The 17789-nt window shown below is 38.0% G+C and carries 10 protein-coding genes; 7 read left to right on the top strand and 3 right to left on the bottom strand.

From position 1 onward, the window contains the following. Positions 1 to 64 precede the first annotated feature (64 nt). Positions 65 to 955, bottom strand: a complete 891-nt coding sequence (locus tag IPO46_07395; GenBank protein QQS61968.1) for a lytic transglycosylase domain-containing protein — start codon at positions 953 to 955, stop codon at positions 65 to 67. Between the two features lie 119 nt (positions 956 to 1074). Here IPO46_07395 and IPO46_07390 point away from each other — a divergent pair, with 119 nt between their 5' ends. From IPO46_07390 to IPO46_07380, 3 genes are all read left to right on the top strand, one after another. Continuing rightward, positions 1075 to 3255 (top strand): M1 family metallopeptidase, encoded by a 2181-nt coding sequence (locus IPO46_07390; protein QQS61967.1) that lies wholly within the window; start codon positions 1075 to 1077, stop codon positions 3253 to 3255. A gap of 106 nt (positions 3256 to 3361) precedes the next feature. Continuing rightward, entirely contained in the window at positions 3362 to 4135 is a 774-nt protein-coding gene (locus IPO46_07385) for a glycoside hydrolase family 25 protein (GenBank protein QQS61966.1), read from the top strand. 82 nt (positions 4136 to 4217) lie between these two features. Then, the gene (locus IPO46_07380; GenBank protein QQS61965.1) at positions 4218 to 4436 is read left to right on the top strand and encodes a hypothetical protein; all 219 of its coding nucleotides are present in this window, start codon (positions 4218 to 4220) and stop codon (positions 4434 to 4436) included. Positions 4437 to 4554: 118 nt separating this feature from the next. Here IPO46_07380 and IPO46_07375 read toward each other — a convergent pair whose 3' ends face one another. Beyond that, on the bottom strand, positions 4555 to 4827 hold the full coding sequence (locus IPO46_07375; protein QQS61964.1) for a hypothetical protein: 273 nt from the start codon (positions 4825 to 4827) through the stop codon (positions 4555 to 4557). 180 nt (positions 4828 to 5007) lie between these two features. Here IPO46_07375 and acs point away from each other — a divergent pair, with 180 nt between their 5' ends. After that, entirely contained in the window at positions 5008 to 6933 is a 1926-nt protein-coding gene (gene acs, locus IPO46_07370) for an acetate--CoA ligase (protein QQS61963.1), read from the top strand. A 789-nt stretch (positions 6934 to 7722) separates the two neighbouring features. Here acs and IPO46_07365 read toward each other — a convergent pair. Further along, positions 7723 to 8289 carry a hypothetical protein gene (locus IPO46_07365; protein ID QQS61962.1) on the bottom strand — a complete coding sequence of 189 codons (567 nt, stop codon included), beginning with the start codon at positions 8287 to 8289 and terminating at the stop codon, positions 7723 to 7725. 568 nt (positions 8290 to 8857) lie between these two features. Here IPO46_07365 and IPO46_07360 point away from each other — a divergent pair. From IPO46_07360 to pbpC, 3 genes are all read left to right on the top strand, one after another. Next, positions 8858 to 14542 (top strand): hypothetical protein, encoded by a 5685-nt coding sequence (locus IPO46_07360; protein ID QQS61961.1) that lies wholly within the window; start codon positions 8858 to 8860, stop codon positions 14540 to 14542. A gap of 221 nt (positions 14543 to 14763) precedes the next feature. Then, positions 14764 to 15225, top strand: coding sequence for an IS200/IS605 family transposase (gene tnpA / locus IPO46_07355; protein QQS61960.1), 462 nt, complete (start codon positions 14764 to 14766; stop codon positions 15223 to 15225). A 132-nt stretch (positions 15226 to 15357) separates the two neighbouring features. Further along, positions 15358 to 17724 (top strand): penicillin-binding protein 1C, encoded by a 2367-nt coding sequence (pbpC, locus tag IPO46_07350; GenBank protein ID QQS64347.1) that lies wholly within the window; start codon positions 15358 to 15360, stop codon positions 17722 to 17724. Positions 17725 to 17789 lie beyond the last annotated feature (65 nt).

Below are 17789 nucleotides of genomic sequence, written 5' to 3'. Positions count from 1 at the left end.
CGCCTTTCGATAAATAAAAAAAAGGCAGTACCAATTACTGCCCATTTTTAAATAATTATGTTCTCTATAATGAACCCGGCAGCGCCGACAATGATTGCAAAAGCACGGCATCCAACTCAATATCACGGGAATACTCATCAGTAAAAATTAATTCGTTTTTAATAAACTTATCGTAATTATTAAAAATTACATTCAAGGCAATAAAATTCATCACATACGATTTTGTTTCTGCCGGCAAATATTTTTTAATATCCCAAAAGCTGGGGTTTTCTTTTCCGGTTTTTTGCATAGCGTTTTTTACATTGCCTATACCATAATTGTAGCTTGCGGCTATCAGCAACCAGTCATTATCCAGGTTGCGGCTCCTGTCCTTCAGGTATTTTGCAGCCGCATTGGTGGACTTTATAAAATTAGACCTGTCGTCTATTGCTTTTTTGTGCGTAGAAGATTTAAATGGTTTTTTATTTTTATTATGTGCTTTTGAATGGGTAGTTTTTACAACCGTATGTACTCTTAAGCCATATTCTTTTGCCACATCATCCATAAACTGCCAGTAACCATAAGCACCGGCGCTGGATTTTGCATTGGCCTTAAAACAACTTTCCAACGCCATTAATACGGCGTATTCCTGCGGAACATCGTAGCGCTTTAATATTTTTTGAACTTTTGGGAAATAGTTTTTACTGCGGTTGTAGGTACGCACCAGGTATTCCCTTCGGTTCTTGCTAAATTTTTCTACATATTCCAAACTTTCTTCTTCATGGCCTTGTAAAATCTCAGGATATACTACATTTGCTTCCTTAATTAAAAAGGCGATATTTTTTGCCGGTATTTTTGAAGCAGCAATTAATTTTTGCGTAGTGTCTTTTAAGGCAGTATTGCCCAAAACAATATTGGCAGAAATGAATAAAGGGAATAAAAAAATAATAACCTTTGCAATAATACTGTTCTTCATAAGTTTTTATTTAGCAACAAGTTGATTTAAGCCACAATTAATCTAAAACGGTACCTGACCGGGGCTTATTGCCTGAAAAAAAAATTAATTAAGTAAAAACAGTATATAAATAATTGAAAATGAGATTACTAATTGCGATTATTTTATTGGTTGCCCCATTTTACCTTAAGGCGCAACAATTGGAGTGCAAAGCTAACTTATCTATCCCCGAAATGGAAAGAAATGCCCATGCAAAAATGTTTGCAAACGGGTTTATTAACAGGTCATTAGCATCTAATAATTTTGATGTAAAATATTACCGTGGCGAGTGGCAGGTAGACCCTGCAGTAAGATACATTAAAGGTAAGCTTACTATGTATTTTACTGTTTTATCAAACGGCAATGCTATTACCCTTGATCTTGTAACCGGGTTTTTAACAGTAGATAGTGTAAAACGAAATAACCAGCTTTTAACTTTTACGCATATAGACAGCGCTTTAAATATTAATTTTTCACCATCGTTAACTGTGGGAACGCTTGACTCGGTTTCGGTATATTACCAGGGTTCGCCTTCTTCAACAGGATTTGGTTCTTTTATAGATGATACCCATGCCGGCACGCCGGTTATATGGACGCTGAGCGAACCTTACGGCTCAGCCGACTGGTGGCCCTGCAAAAGTCAGCTTGGCGATAAAGCAGATTCTATTGATATTTATATTATCCACCCATCTGCTTACAAAGCTGCCTCAAATGGCATTCTACAATCAGAGATTGTAAATGGCAGCCAAACTACTACTCATTGGAAACATCGTTATCCTATTGCTTCATACCTGGTAGCATTTGCAGTAACCAACTATGTTGTCTTTAATAATTCCGTTATGCTGGGTTCTGTTTATTTACCCATGCAAACTTATTGCTATCCAGAAAGTTTATCCAGCTTCCAAACCAATACATTCAAAGTACTTGAAGCAATGGTATTATTTCATGACAAATTTGGCGAATACCCTTTTATACAGGAAAAATATGGCCATGTACAATTTGGCTGGGGTGGCGGTATGGAGCATCAAACTGCTACATTTCTTATTTCACCCGGCGAAAGCCTTATGGCACATGAACTTGGTCATCAATGGTTCGGCGATAAAGTTACTACAGGAAGTTGGGAAGATATTTGGCTCAATGAAGGTTTTGCTACTTATGCTGCCCAGTTGCATATGGAAACAAAATACCCGGCAACGGCAATTAGCAACCGTCAATCTGTATTAAATAATATTACATCGCTACCTAACGGTTCGGTAAAAGTAAATGATACCAATAATGTAAACCGTATTTTTAGCAGCAGGCTCAGCTACAATAAAGGCTCTTACCTGGTAAATATGATTCAGTTTATTTTAGGAGATAATCTTTTCTTTCAAACTATACAAACTTACCTTAACGACCCTGCCGTAAAATATGGCTTTGCAAGAACAAGCGATTTAAAAAGGGTATTGGAAACCGAAACCAGTATCAACTTTACCGACTTTTTCAATCAATGGTACACAGGTGAAGGCTATCCTTCCTACCATGTAGAGTGGGCGCCTGTTGGAGGCACCCATGTTTATTTTAAAATTTCGCAAACCACCTCCCACAGCAGTGTGCCTTTTTTTAAAATGCCCGTTCCGGTAAGGTTTAATAACAGTACGCAGGATACTACTTATATTGTATACAACGACAGCAACAACCAACTCTTTTCATTTCCCATAAACTTTAACCCTACTGCTGCACAGTTTGACCCTACGCTGAGAATTATAAGCCGGAACAATACTGTTGTACAAGTGGACCCCAGCACATTGCCCATATCGCAAATTAACTTAACGGGAAATGTACAAAACGAAACAGCGCTACTTCAATGGAATACCAATGCAGAGTTTAACAGTCAGGAATTTATTATAGAACGCAGTGCAGATGGCATAAACTTTAGCAGCAAAGGCACAATACCCGCAGCCGGAAATTCTACTGCTCCACGTCAATATAATTTTAACGATAGTAATGTACCTGCCGGTGATTATTATTACCGCATAAAGCAAACCCATACCAATGGCAGTGTACTGTACAGCAATGTAATTGTATTAACCATTGAAGCAAGCAAAACATTAAAAGCATATCCTACTTTAACTACTGGTGAACTTTTTGTTTTTGCTCCCGGTAAAATATTTCTTTACAATGCCGTAGGCCAATTGATTTCAACACTAATAAACGGCAGAAATGATATTGGATATTTACCTTCCGGAAGATATATCATCAAATCCCCGGGCTTAAAACCTGTTTCAATTATTAAACATTAAGCTACAACCGTAAGGTTTTAAATAAGTTAAATGCTTTAAAAAGCGATATGCATTTAATAAAATTGTGTAATCTATTTTGCACATTTGCACCTACTCCCATTCACAAATGGCAAAAAGAAAAAAGAAACCCAGGATAGGCAAAACTGTCTTAATTATACTTATTGTACTGGCATCTGTTGTTACCGCAATTTGGATGTTTAATAATTATTACTACAGGCCATCTTTTAAACATTATGCGGCATTTGGCATTGATTTGCCCGTTGCCTATGGTATTCATGGCGTAGATGTGAGCCATCACCAAAAAAATATATCCTGGAAGGAAGTAAAAAAAATGGAAATCAACGGCGTAAAAATCGGATTTGCATTTATTAAAGCAACAGAAGGTACCGATTTAATTGATGAACATTTTGGAAAAAACTGGGCCAAAGCACAAAACCAGAAAATTACTAAGGGCGCTTACCATTTTTTTAATGCCACAACCAACCCAGCCCGGCAGGCAAAAAATTTTTTGCAAAGGGTAAAATTACAACCTGGCGATTTACCGCCTGTTTTAGATATTGAGCAGGATAATGGCGTTGCTAAAATACTGATACAACAACGGGTAAAAGAGTGGCTGCAATTAGTGGAAAAAGAATATAATGTGCAACCCATTATTTATACAAATGTTGATTTTTATAACCGCTTTCTTTCCCCGCAATTTGATGGATACCCACTGTGGATTGCACATTATTTTGCCAATGGCAAACCCAGGATTGGTCGTAAATGGTCTTTTTGGCAGCATAGCGAAACCGGCCATGTAAACGGTATTGACGCTTTTGTTGACTTTAATGTATTTAATGGGGACAGTTCTGCCTTTAAAAAGTTATTGCTAAAAGAATAATTGCAAAAAAACAGGGCAAAGAAAAATCGTATCAATATAATTGGCCAAAGAATAATTATATTTGTAGTGTAACTTTTTTACTATGAACACAGAGCTGGACAGCAAAGATTTTTTTCTAAAAATTGCCAATAGCGTTGCTTTATTATTGCTTTGGATGATGCCCAATCTTTATTATGGCCTGTATAAAGGATACGCTTTTTTTGAAGGCAAAGCTGCAGTATCCAATATTGTTTATTACCTGATATCGGGCATTGGCTTTGCCCTGGTAATTTTCTTTTTTATAAAAAAATGGAAAAAATAAATAGGGTTTTACAGCTATGATCTGCTACAATACACCTGCCTTTTATTTTTTTAAAGAGCCCGGTAAAATGACCACTTGTAGAAAATAATTTTAATAATTTGCAGAAGCAATTTAGCAATTAGTGGGTTTCCTTTTCAAAATGCAACAATTCCCCATACAACTGCTGGCTTTCGTAGGTGAGTGCATCAAAATTAATGTGCAGCTCGGGCAAGAGGTCAATTAAGGTATTTATCCTTCCTTCGGTTTGAAAAAATTTGTTGAGTACCACTACTTTCTTAGCCTGCAAAATACAGTAGCCGCTTTGAAAATTTCCCCTTTCGTAGCGGATGATATAACCACTCTCTTCAATTATATTTTCTATTTTATCTAATGTAGCCTGGGTGTATTTCATGTATTATCTTCTCTTTACAACTGCAACTTGCAGTAAAGTACACAAAATTAAAAATTAGTTTTTCAACAATCGTTAATAAATTGCAGTAAATGCATTTTTCATTAAGAGAATTTAATAAATAAATAGCTTATTGTTGTTTAATAAGACGATTATACATTTAATCTTTCAACCATTATTGCCATGCCAAATTCTTTTCAAATTAAAACCAGGGCCGATTACGAAGCAGCGTATAAAAAAAGTATAGAGAATCCCGAATCTTTCTGGAACGATATAGCTAATACTTTTTTGTGGCGCAAGCCCTGGGCCAAAACCCTGGAGTGGAATTTTACGGAGCCCGATATAAAATGGTTTAGCGGCGGCAAACTTAATATTACCGAAAACTGTATAGACCGGCATTTGGAAAAAATGGGCGACAAACCTGCAATAATTTGGGAACCCAACAACCCGGAAGAAAGGGTGAGGGTAGTTACCTACAACCGGTTGCACAAAAGGGTTTGCCAGTTTGCGCAGGTATTACTCAATAATGGCGTAAAAAAAGGCGACAGGGTTTGTATTTACATGGGCATGGTTCCCGAACTGGCTTATGCCGTTTTAGGATGTGCAAGAATTGGCGCCATTCACTCCGTAATTTTTGGCGGTTTTAGCGCACAAAGTATTTCCGACAGGTTGCAGGATGCCAATGCCGAATTTATAATTACCTGCGATGGCGCTTACCGGGGAAATAAAGATATTCCATTAAAAAGTGTAATTGATGATGCATTAATTGGAAGCCGGCAGGTAAAAAAAGTAATTGTTTATACCCGAACAAGAACACCCATAAGCATGATAAAAGGCCGGGATGTATGGTGGGAAGATGAAATGGACCGTGCCGAAGAAATGCTGGAAGCCCACAATGGCCATTTACCCGCCGAAGAAATGGATGCAGAAGATCCACTATTTATCCTTTATACATCAGGCAGCACCGGAAAACCCAAAGGCGTAGTGCATACCAGCGGCGGCTACATGGTTTTTTCTGCTTACAGTTTTGTAAACGTATTTCAATACCAGCCCGGCGATATACATTTTTGCACGGCAGATATTGGCTGGATAACCGGCCATAGTTATATTGTGTATGGCCCTTTATGTGCCGGAGCTACATCGGTAATGTTTGAAGGTATTCCTACCTGGCCCAATGCTGGCAGGTTTTGGGAAATTATTGATAAACACAAAGTAAATATTTTATACACCGCACCCACAGCCATACGCAGCCTTATGGGTTTTGGCTTAGACCCTGTAAAAGGAAAAGATTTATCTACATTAAAAGTTTTAGGCACCGTAGGCGAACCTATTAACGAAGAAGCATGGCATTGGTACAACGAAAACATAGGGAAAAAGCGCTGCCCCATAGTAGATACCTGGTGGCAAACAGAAACCGGTTGCATTATGATAAGCAATATTGCCGGCGTTACCGATAGCAAACCCACTTACGCAACCCTTCCTTTGCCGGGCATACAACCCGTGCTGGTAGATGAAAACGGAGTGGAAATTACAGGCAATAATGTAAGCGGCAACCTTTGCATAAAAGCGCCATGGCCTTCTATTTTACGCACAACCTATGGCGACCATGAACGCTGCAGACTCAATTATTTTTCTACTTATCCCAATTATTATTTTACCGGCGATGGCGCCTTGAGGGACGAAAACGGGCTGTATAGGATTACCGGCCGGGTAGATGATGTACTCAACGTAAGCGGCCACCGCATTGGCACAGCCGAAGTAGAAAATGCCATTAATATGCACTCCGGCGTGGTAGAAAGCGCCGTAGTGGGTTACCCTCATAATATTAAAGGCCAGGGAATTTATGCCTTTGTTATTTACCAGTCTTCAACACATAATGATGAAAATTTAACCCGTGCCGATATTTTACAAACCGTATCCAGGGTAATTGGGCCCATTGCAAAACCAGATAAAATACAATTTGTAAGCGGGCTTCCCAAAACCAGGAGCGGTAAAATAATGCGGCGCATTTTGAGGAAAATTGCCGAAGGCGAAATTGCCAACCTTGGCGATACATCAACCCTGCTCGACCCAACAGTTGTAGATAGCATTAAAGACGGAAGGCTGTAAAATATGCTGATTTATAGGTTTTAGTTTTCATCTTACTCTTTTAGTAAACTGCATAAGGATATTTCTAATCCTTCGCACAACTTTAAAAGATACAATTCTTTTAGGATAACTTTTCTGACTTTGAAATGGGCATACCCAATGCTAATCATAAGGTTTAAAATTTTTATCAACGTATACGTTCATAAGTAAATATGTTGTTTACCTTGAGACAAAATTGAGTAGCAACCCTATTTAGTTTATAAACAAAGTGGCCCATTTGCCAGAAAAATTTTTCTATAAAAACCCAAAAAAATAACCATTTTTTAAGTTCCGTAAGACTATCCCTTTAATTTCGCTGGCTTTTCTTCTTACCATTTTCTTTAGCTGTTCCAAAGAAGAAAAATTTTTATTTCCAGTTCAAGTGGAATTCTTCATCAGAAGCTAATTATTCAAATGCAATAGTAAAGGATATACAAATAAGGGAATGATATAGTAATTAGTGATAACACTAATTACTATATTTATTTTGTAAGGAAGCAGAGATCAATATTAAATTAAACCGTATCCCCCAGTTACCCTATTCCATTTGGGAAGCCCTGTGATGGGCACATTTCTCCGCCATAGAAATAAAGTTACAAAACCCAGCCTGGCTTACGGCCAACAGGATATTGTATGTGTCTATTTTTTAAATAAAATTACAATGCTCAATGCGCATTAAAAAAAATATTGGCTTTGTATATAAGTATCTATTTTAGTAAAAAACTGAAGTATATACAATGCCAAAGGCCAGGCGGCGGCAAAATAAATATTCTAAGGGTTATTGCTGTTTTCCGTTGGAGGCTGGCTCTTAGTAGCTTCTGCAGGTTTATAATATTCTTTATCTTTTATTTTACCCAAATTTACCAGCAGTAAATATATAGCTGCAATAACAGAAAGATAAAAACCATAGCTCAAAACATCAAAAGCACCAGGGGTCATATCCTTTATGTTTTTTGACATTTCCTGAAAAAGGGCGCTCTCCTGGGCAGACATTTTGGGCACCTCCGGTTTCATTTTAAAATAAAGCCCTACGAGCCCTACAATAAGATATACAAACGGGACAAAATGAGCAGGCTTATAAAATTTACTAAACTTCATATTGCCCGTTATATTTTGGTACAATATAATAGCACCACTTAAGGGTACCAATAAAGCAAGTATCATAAATAAACGGTTTAAACCCGTAATAAAATAGGCCATTATGCCCGGCGAAAGCCCATTAGTAGTTAATGAAAAACCCGACATTGATATTGCAATGGCATTAACCCAGGGAAAAAAGTAAAATAATATTAATGCCGCAGCTGCAATATTTGTTCCTGTGTATTTAATGTTATTCATACTAAATATTTTTAACATACTGCAATATAAGAAAATATTTAAATAAATAATCTAAATTATATTATTTTATACAGCAAAATGTACCCTGAATTAGGGATGTTTTTTAAAATGATACGACAGTGAGAAATATAATTTTCTTTATTTGTTGTAATTATCAGTAAGTTCTTTACATTCCGATGCAAAAAGTAATAAAATATAAATTGATTGATTTAGGAATCTACCTTTAAATAAGTTGCAAATTTTCCTGGAATATAAAACCGGTAGCTATTTACAAATAACCTGAAATTGACAAAATGGAAAACAAAACTGATCAATTATTCCATTGCCCAATTGTACTATAACATCTTCTACCGGGGAAAACAGTTGAAGCTATTTAGTTTCTACTTTCAGCCCACTTGCCATCTAAAACGGCCAGTTCCGGTTTACTTTTTTGGGTATTAGGCTGTACTTACTTTCTTACTTTTGTTGGTAATCTTTTCCCCGGGGGCAATTCCTCCTATTAAGGAGACTTCTCTTTATTTAAAACAGGGCCTTTAACAAAAATTTATTTTACTAAATTTCTTGTATTATGAAAAATTGTACAACATTTATATCGTCAAAAACACAGCAAGGCCGGCCTGGTTTTGCTGAACAATTCAAATCAACTTTTACCATGCAAGCCCTTGCACCCAATTGCCCCAAAAAGCGCAGTACTAATTTATTGCGCCTGCTCTTTATTAGTTCACTAAGCCTGCTACTTTTTTCCTGCAAGCAAAAAGAAAAATGGATTGATGTGGACCCTGCCTTTAGCCACTATGTGGATGCATATACCACTGGCATTATTTCCAAAACATCTCCTATTCGTATACAGCTTGCCCATGCTGCAAATGCAACACATAGCATTGGTGAAGAAGTAAAAGAGCCGCTTATTAGCTTGTCCCCGGCCGTAAAAGGTAGAGCCGTTTGGCTCGATGCAACTACACTTGAATTTAAACCCGAAAAAAATTTGGAACCCAATAAACTTTATGAAGTAAATTTTAAACTGGGAAAAGTTACACAGGTAAGCGAAAGCAAACTTAAAGAATTTAAATTTTCAATAAAAACAGTTGAGCCTTCATTTGCTATAAGTGACCTTTCATTAAAAAGCACAGCTGCAAAAAATAAAATGTATTTATCCGGCCAACTGGAAACTGCAGATAGGGAAGACAACAAAGCCGTAGAACAATTGCTTAGCGCAATCCAAAACAATAAAGCATTAGCTGTAAAATGGCAGCACAACGATGCTTCAAAAATGCATTTATTTACTGTAGAAGGTATAGAAAGGAAGTCCACTACTGGCAATGTAAAAATAAACTGGAGCGGAAAAGCGCTTATGTCAAAAATAACCGGCGAAAAAGATATTGCTGTTCCTGCAAGTGGAGATTTTAAAGTATTGAATGTAGTGGCCATGAATGATGCACAGCAATACGCATCGGTACAGTTTAGCGACCCAATTGCCATTGGCCAGGATTTAAACGGCCTCATTTCCATAAGCAATAACAGCAACCTTTCCTATACCATTGATGGCAGCGAAGTAAAAGTGTATGCCAACGGCAACCTCGATGGAAATTATACCGTAAACATCAATAGCGGAATAAGAAATAGCTGGGGAAATATTTTGGATTTGGAATTTGCCTCCAATATTAACTTTGAAAATAAACTTCCTTCAGTAAAAATTTTTGGTAAAGGAAATATTTTGCCCAATGCAGGGAGGTTAGTACTGCCATTTGAAGCCATTAACCTCAGCGCTGTTGATATAAGCATCATTAAAGTTTATGAAAATAATGTACCTCGCTTTTTACAGGATAACACACTCGACGGAAACAACTCCCTCAGAAGGGTAGCAAGACCAGTAGTAGAAAAAACATTAAGGCTCGATAACGACAACAGCCTTGACCTCCATAAAAAACAGCGTTTTACGCTGGATATAGATAAATTTTTAAAAACAGAGCCTGGCGCAATTTACCGGGTTACCATTGGCTTCAGGCCGGAGTACAGCCTGTATTCCAAAGTAGATACTTCTCAAAAAAATAATAATGAAGACGAAGAATATTACGGCTATTACGATGACGAAAACAGTTCAGGAGTAGATGATGATAATGATTTTTGGAAGAGATACGACACTTACTATCCTTACGGCTACAATTGGGAAAGAAGGGATGACCCAAACAGTAAATCTTACTACAGCAAAGACCGCTGGGCCACTAGAAATATTTTAGCAAGCAATATTGGTTTAACGGCAAAACGGGGAAATGACAATCAACTGATGGTTGCAGTAAGCAGTATTTTAACCACAGAGCCATTAAGCGGAATTGATTTGGAAGTATTGGACTATCAGCAAACCATTATCAGCAAAGGCAAAAGCAGCAACGATGGTTTTGCCGGTATTGAAATAAAAAGAAAACCCTATTTACTTATTGCAAAAAAAGGAAATGAAAGAGGATACCTGAAATTAGATGATGGAAATTCTTTGGCTTTGAGCAGGTTTGATGTAGGTGGAGAAGAAGTAAAAAATGGGATCAAGGGTTTTATTTTTGGCGAACGGGGTGTGTGGCGGCCAGGAGATACTTTGTATCTCAACTGTATTATTGAAGATAAAACAGGCAAGCTCCCAAAAGACCATCCTGTAGAAATGAGTTTATACACACCACAAGGCCAGCTCTATAAACAGGCAGTACAAAGCAATGCAACAGGTGGCTTTTATCTTTTTAAAACATTTACAGAACCCTCATCGCCTACCGGCAACTGGCTGGCAAAGGTAAAATGTGGCGGCGCTGTTTTTGAAAAAAAAATAAAAATAGAAACCGTAATGCCTAACAGGCTAAAAATAAATGTTGACTTTGGTAAAGACCCATTGCTGGGCACAGGTGGAACAACATCGGGAAAGATAAATGCTAAATGGTTGTTTGGTGCAACGGCAAAAAATTTAAAAACAAAAATTGATGCCTCTTTAATTGCAAAACCTACCAGCTTTGCAAAATTTGCAGGTTATATATTTGATAACCCTGCTACGGATTACAGCACACAAACAAAAACAATTTTTGAAGGCACCTTAAATGAAGAAGGATATGCTACTTTAAACCCAAAATTTGAAACAGAAGAAACAGCTCCGGGAATGCTTACGGCCAACATGCTCATAAAAGTTTTTGAACCAGGTGGTGCTTTTAGTATTGACAATGTTGCAATTAATTACAGCCCCTATAACAGTTATGCAGGCATAAAAATGCCCCAGGGAGAAAAACCTTTTAATTATTTATTATCAGGAAAAACACATACAGCAGAGCTTGCTGATGTAGATGCCAGGGGAAATGCAGTTGCAGGAAATTCTTCTTTACAAGTACAGCTGTATCGCATACAATGGCGCTGGTGGTGGGATGATAACGGGGAAAACCTGAGCAACTTTACCCAAAACGAATACAATAAACTCATAAAAAGCGATACCGTTTCTTTATCAAACGGAAAAGGAAAATGGCAGTTTAAATCTTCGCCTGATGATTGGGGGCGCTATTTAATATTAGCCAAAGATTTAAAAAGTGGCCATATTACAGGCAGAGTTTTTTATATTGACCAGCCTAATTGGCAAAGCCGTGGAGGTAACGACGAAGACCAAACAGCAGCTACCATGCTTTCTTTTAACTGTAATAAAGAGAAGTATAACGTTGGTGATGAAGTGGTTTTAAATATTCCAGGCAGCAAAGGAGGCAAAATATTAGTAAGCCTCGAAAACGGTAGTAAAGTAATTAAAACATTTTGGCAGGAAACCAGCCAGGGGCAAACCTTAGTGAAGTTTAAAGCCGAACCCGAAATGGCGCCTAATATTTATGCCACTGTAAGCCTTTTGCAGCCTCATTCGCAAACGGTTAACGATCTTCCCATTCGTATGTATGGAAGCATCCCCATTTTTGTAGAAAATAAAAACAGCCTTTTACAACCGGTACTGGATATTGCTACAACCATTAGGCCGGAGCAGCTTGCAAACTTTACCGTAAGTGAAAAAAATGGTAATGAAATGAGTTACTGCGTAGCTATTGTTGATGAAGGACTGCTTGATTTAACCCGGTTTAAAACCCCAAACCCACACGATGCATTTTATGCTAGAGAAGCGCTGGGTGTAAAAAGTTTTGACATGTATGATTATGTAATAGGCGCATGGGGCGGTGGATTAGAAAGAATACTTACCATTGGTGGCGATGCAGATGCAGGACCTGTAAAACAAAAATCGGCCAACCGCTTTAAACCGGTGGTAGCTTATTTTGGCCCTTTTCATCTTGGCAAAGGCCAAAAACAAACTCAGCAATTTAAATTACCAGCATACATAGGCTCGGTAAGGGCAATGGTAATAGCAGCAAACAACGGCAGCTATGGCGCTACCGAAAAAAATATTACGGTAAAAAAGCCTTTGATGCTATTAGCTACTATGCCCAGAGTGCTTGGCCCGGGAGAAAGCATAAAATTGCCAGTTACTGTTTTTGCAATGGAAAATAATATTAAAAATGTAGCTATCTCTTTACAATCCAATCCTTATTTTGAAATAGCAGGCAGTAGTACTCAAAATATAAACTTTACACAACCGGGCGAACAAATGACCTTTTTTGATGTAAGGGTAAAAGAAAATACAGGCATAGGAAAAGTAAAAATATTGGCATCCAGCGGCAATGAAAAAGCAACTTATGAAGTAGAATTGAATATACGTAACGCCAATCCGTATATTACCAATGTAACGCCATACTCGCTTGAACCCGGTAAAGAATGGAATGCAACCGCATCGGCCATTGGCTCACCAAATACAAGTACCTCGGTATTGGAAATTTCCAGCATCCCATCAATGAACTTACAAAAAAGGTTGGAGTTTCTCATTCAATATCCGCATGGATGTATTGAGCAAACTACTTCGGCTATTTTTCCGCAACTGGTTTTAAACCAATTAACAGAACTCGACAATAATAAAAAAGCAAGCATTGAAAAAAACATTAAAGCAGGTATTGTAAAATTACAAAACTTTCAAAGGCCCGATGGTGGCTTTAGCTACTGGCCAGGGCTTTCGGAGAGCGATGCATGGGGCAGCAATTATGCCGGACATTTTTTATTAGAAGCCCAGGCCAACGGATATTTTGTAAGCGATTACATGCTACAGCAATGGAAAAATTTTCAAAAAGGAAAAGCAAACAGTTGGAGCGTTACCGGTGAAAATTATTATGGTTCAGATCTGGACCAGGCTTACCGTTTGTTTACCCTTGCTTTAGCCAAATCCCCCGAACTAGGCGCCATGAACCGTTTGAAAGAATTTAAATATTTATCTTCCGAAGCAAAATGGAGATTAGCTGCTGCCTACCAACTTTCCGGGCAGCAAAATATTGCCTTAAACCTCATCAGCAATTTACCTGTTTCATTTGATGTTAGGAATAAGCCCGGTTTCACTTTTGGCTCCGAATTAAGGGACCAGGCAATGGTACTCGAAACATTAACGCTACTTGGAAGAAGGCAACAGGCATCGCAAGTACTCAATACCGTTGCAGAAAAATTAGCACAGGAGAATTGGTACAGTACTCAAACCACCGCCTATTCTTTAATAGCTATTGCCAGGTATTGCGGCAAAAATCCTTCAGGAGCAAAAATTATAGCAAAAACCATTGTAAACGGAAAAGCCATAAATATAAACTCCAATGCATATATCCAACAAGTACCGGTAAATGTGCAAAATGGTAACAACAATATTTCAATAAGCAATGGCGGCAACAATACTTTATATATCCGCCTCATCACTCAGGGCCAGCCTTTAAGCGGTGACAGCTTAAAAATCAACAACAATCCATCGTTGCTTGGGATGAATATTAATTTTTTAAATCAAAATGGTACTGCACTTGAAGTTAATAAAATATTGCAGGGAACCGATTTTATTGCAAAGGTAACTATTACAAACCCCGGAAAGCGTGGCCATTATGAGAACATAGCGCTAAACCAGATATTCCCCAGCGGATGGGAAATACTCAATGCAAGAATGACAGGCGGAGAAGGAGAATTTAAATCTTCATATTTCACTTACCAGGATATAAGGGACGACAGGGTTTATACGTATTTTGATTTAAAAGAAGGAGAAGCGGTTACTTATTATGTGCAACTAAACGCCGCTTACCTGGGCAGGTATTTTATGCCGGGTACTTATGCGGCCGCCATGTATGATAATAATATTTCTGCAGGAGTGAATGGAAAATGGGTAGAAGTAGTGAACCAGTAAATGAAATTTTTAAGCTGCTTCATTTCTAAGCAGGGTATTTTTTTTGATACCGGCAGTAGCAATAGTATTCAACATCGTTGCGTCGCACTCTTGTACTATTGAATCTTTTTGAAGCAAAAAACAATCGTGTCCCGTAGGGACAATACATAGGTAGATAGATAAATAAAAACAACAATCGTGTCCCGTAGGGACATAACATGGGTAGAAAAAAAAACATCAATATGGCAAATACATACACGCAGATTCATTTGCAATTTATTTTTGCTGTTCAAAACAGGATGTCATTAATACAAAAAGAATGGCAAGACAGGCTATATCAATATATAACAGGCATTATACAAAAAAACAAACACAAAATGCTTATTGTTAACGGAATGCCCGACCATATGCATATTGTAATTGGCATGCGTCCAACACAGTCCATCTCCGATTTGCTTCAAGACATAAAGGGCAGTTCTTCAAAATGGATCAATGATAACAAATTGGTCAAAGGAAAATTTCAATGGCAGGAAGGGTATGCTGCATTTTCCTACAGCAAATCTGCATTACCAAAGTTAATTGAATATGTAAAAAACCAGGAAGAACATCACAGGAGAAAAAAATTTTCAGATGAATATAAAGAATTTTTAAAAGCCTTTGAAATTGAATATGACGAAAATTATATTTTTAAAGAAATTGAATAAGGAATCCATCGTCCCTACGGGACTCAATCTCATATTTATTGAATTACTAAAAATGTTTTGTACCTACGGCACAAAGCCCTTTAAATTAAAAGCCCTGTTTTGAAAAATTTCTTTCCCGTCATATTATTCAAAATAAATTCCCTCAAACCCAAAACCAAGATTATTTTACTGGTACTAGCAGCACTGTTGATATGGTTTTACTTTTCATTGCCCAAAACTTTGTTTAATACACCCACCTGCTATGTGCTGGAAGACAAAGACGCTGTACTTTTAAATGCAACCATTGCGAAAGACGGACAATGGCGGTTTCCTTTTAATGAAAAAGTCCCAAAAAAGTTTTCAGATTGCATAACAGAATTTGAAGACAAAAGGTTTTATTATCATCCCGGTGTGGATCCTATAGCATTTACAAGGGCATTTATTAAAAATATGCGCAATAAAGGCGTCCCCCAGGGCGGAAGTACAATAAGCATGCAGGTACTTCGCCTTGCACAAAAAAACAACAAACGTAATTTATGGAACAAGCTTAAGGAAAGTATACTTGCCGTAAGGCTGGAGTGCCGTTATTCCAAAAAATATATCCTTGCCTTATATGCATGTAATGCCCCATTTGGCGGCAATGTTGTAGGCCTAGATGCCGCAGCCTGGAGATACTTTGGTACAAGCCCCGAAAAGCTCAGCTGGGGGCAAATGGCAACATTAGCTGTTTTGCCCAATGCACCATCTTTAGTGCATCCCGGAAAAAACAGGGAAGTATTATTAAGAAAAAGAAATTATCTATTAGATAAATTACAGCAGGCGAATAAAATGAGTACAACCGATTGCGAACTGGCAAAATTAGAGCCATTACCCGGCGTGCCCTTGTCCCTGCCGCAAAATGCTACGCATTTGTTTCAGCGGTTTTTAAACGAAAACAAAAAAAGCATTACGCTTACAAAAGCTAAGACTACTATAAGCATTGCGCTTCAAAAAAACGTAGCTGCAATACTAAGGCAACAGCAGGCAATACTCAAAGGCAATGGCATTAATAATGCCTGTGCCCTGGTGCTTGATGTGGAAACAGGAAATGCACTGGCTTATGTAGGTAATATTTCTGAAAGATTAAACCCCGAAATGGAAAGTGATGTAGATGTAATTGCAGCGCCAAGAAGCCCGGGGAGTGCATTAAAACCTATACTGTATGCAGCCATGCTAAGCGAAGGTTTAATTTTACCCGGTACATTAGTGCCGGATGTGCCCATGCAAATTGGAAATTATGCACCCAAAAATTTCGACCTGGGCTATGATGGTGCCGTACCTGCTCACAACGCACTTGCACGCAGCCTAAACATACCGGCATTAAAAATGTTGCAGCAATATAAATACCAGCGATTTTATGAAGTACTAAAATCTTGCGGCATTACAACATTAAACAGGCCGGCAGGTAATTATGGCTTAAGCCTTGTGCTTGGAGGATGCGAAGTAACATTATGGGATCTTGCCGGAGTTTATGCTTCAATGGCAAGAACTTTAAATCATCAAACTTTAAATAAAGGCAAGATAAACAACAGTGATTTTCATGCACCAAATTATCTTCAAAAAAAATCGCCCAACAAAAGTATAGTTCAAAATGTAGCCTTAGATGCAACGTCTCTTTATTTTACCTTCCAGGCCATGAAAGAAGTAATGCGGCCAGGTGAAGAAGGGTTATGGCAGCAATTTTCATCCTCGCAAACCATAGCCTGGAAAACCGGAACCAGTTTCGGGTTTAGGGATGGATGGGCCGTTGGCGTTACCCCAAAATATGTAGTAGCGGTATGGTGTGGTAATGCCGATGGCGAAGGCCGACCCGATTTAATTGGCATCAAAACAGCAGCGCCGGTAATGTTTGATATTTTTCGCTTGCTGCCACATGGCGGTTGGTTCAAAAAACCGGTTTACAATTTTAGTTTTGTGCCTGTGTGCCGGCAAAGCGGCTTTAAAGCAAACCTCGATTGTAATGATGTAGATACGTTATTTGTTTCTGAAAATGGAAGTAAATCGCCTTTATGCCCTTATCATCGTATGGTAAATTTAGATGCTTCCGGACTCTACAGGGTTACCGCCGAGTGTGAAAGCCCATCTGCCATGCAACACAAAAGCTGGTTTGTGCTTACACCGGCAATGGAATATTATTATAAACAAAAAAATGCCGACTACATCCCTTTGCCTGCTTTTAAACCGGGTTGCGCTTTTAGCGATGCCGGAAAAACTATTGATATTATTTATCCATTACCCAACGCTAAAATTTATGTGCCGCTTGAAATAAACGGGCAAAGAGGAAAAACAATATTTTCTGCAACACACAGAAGGAGCAATGCGAAAATTTTTTGGAGCCTGGATGATGAGTTTATTGTTACGACTCAACTTTTTCACCAGGTTGCAATAAACCCACCTGTTGGCAAACATACTATTACGCTTGTAGATGAAAATGGTATAACTGTAACCCGGCAATTTGAAATTGTAGAAAAAGAAAAATAAAAAACTATTTAAAATACAAGTAGCTCCTCTTTATTAATTTAAACTGCAGGGATTGCACCTTAATT

It is taken from the genome of Chitinophagaceae bacterium (assembly GCA_016699815.1).
In the GTDB taxonomy this organism is placed as follows: domain Bacteria; phylum Bacteroidota; class Bacteroidia; order Chitinophagales; family Chitinophagaceae; genus Ferruginibacter.
This window is presented reverse-complemented; position numbering and strand designations above follow the sequence as displayed.

Coding starts and splice junctions, on each gene's coding strand:
- IPO46_07375 (QQS61964.1), bottom strand. CDS start 4,827: ATGAAATACACCCAGGCTACATTAGATAAAATAGAAAATATAATTGAA.
- IPO46_07365 (QQS61962.1), bottom strand. CDS start 8,289: ATGAATAACATTAAATACACAGGAACAAATATTGCAGCTGCGGCATTA.
- acs (QQS61963.1), top strand. CDS start 5,008: ATGCCAAATTCTTTTCAAATTAAAACCAGGGCCGATTACGAAGCAGCG.
- IPO46_07385 (QQS61966.1), top strand. CDS start 3,362: ATGGCAAAAAGAAAAAAGAAACCCAGGATAGGCAAAACTGTCTTAATT.
- IPO46_07360 (QQS61961.1), top strand. CDS start 8,858: ATGAAAAATTGTACAACATTTATATCGTCAAAAACACAGCAAGGCCGG.
- IPO46_07380 (QQS61965.1), top strand. CDS start 4,218: ATGAACACAGAGCTGGACAGCAAAGATTTTTTTCTAAAAATTGCCAAT.
- IPO46_07390 (QQS61967.1), top strand. CDS start 1,075: ATGAGATTACTAATTGCGATTATTTTATTGGTTGCCCCATTTTACCTT.
- tnpA (QQS61960.1), top strand. CDS start 14,764: ATGGCAAATACATACACGCAGATTCATTTGCAATTTATTTTTGCTGTT.
- IPO46_07395 (QQS61968.1), bottom strand. CDS start 955: ATGAAGAACAGTATTATTGCAAAGGTTATTATTTTTTTATTCCCTTTA.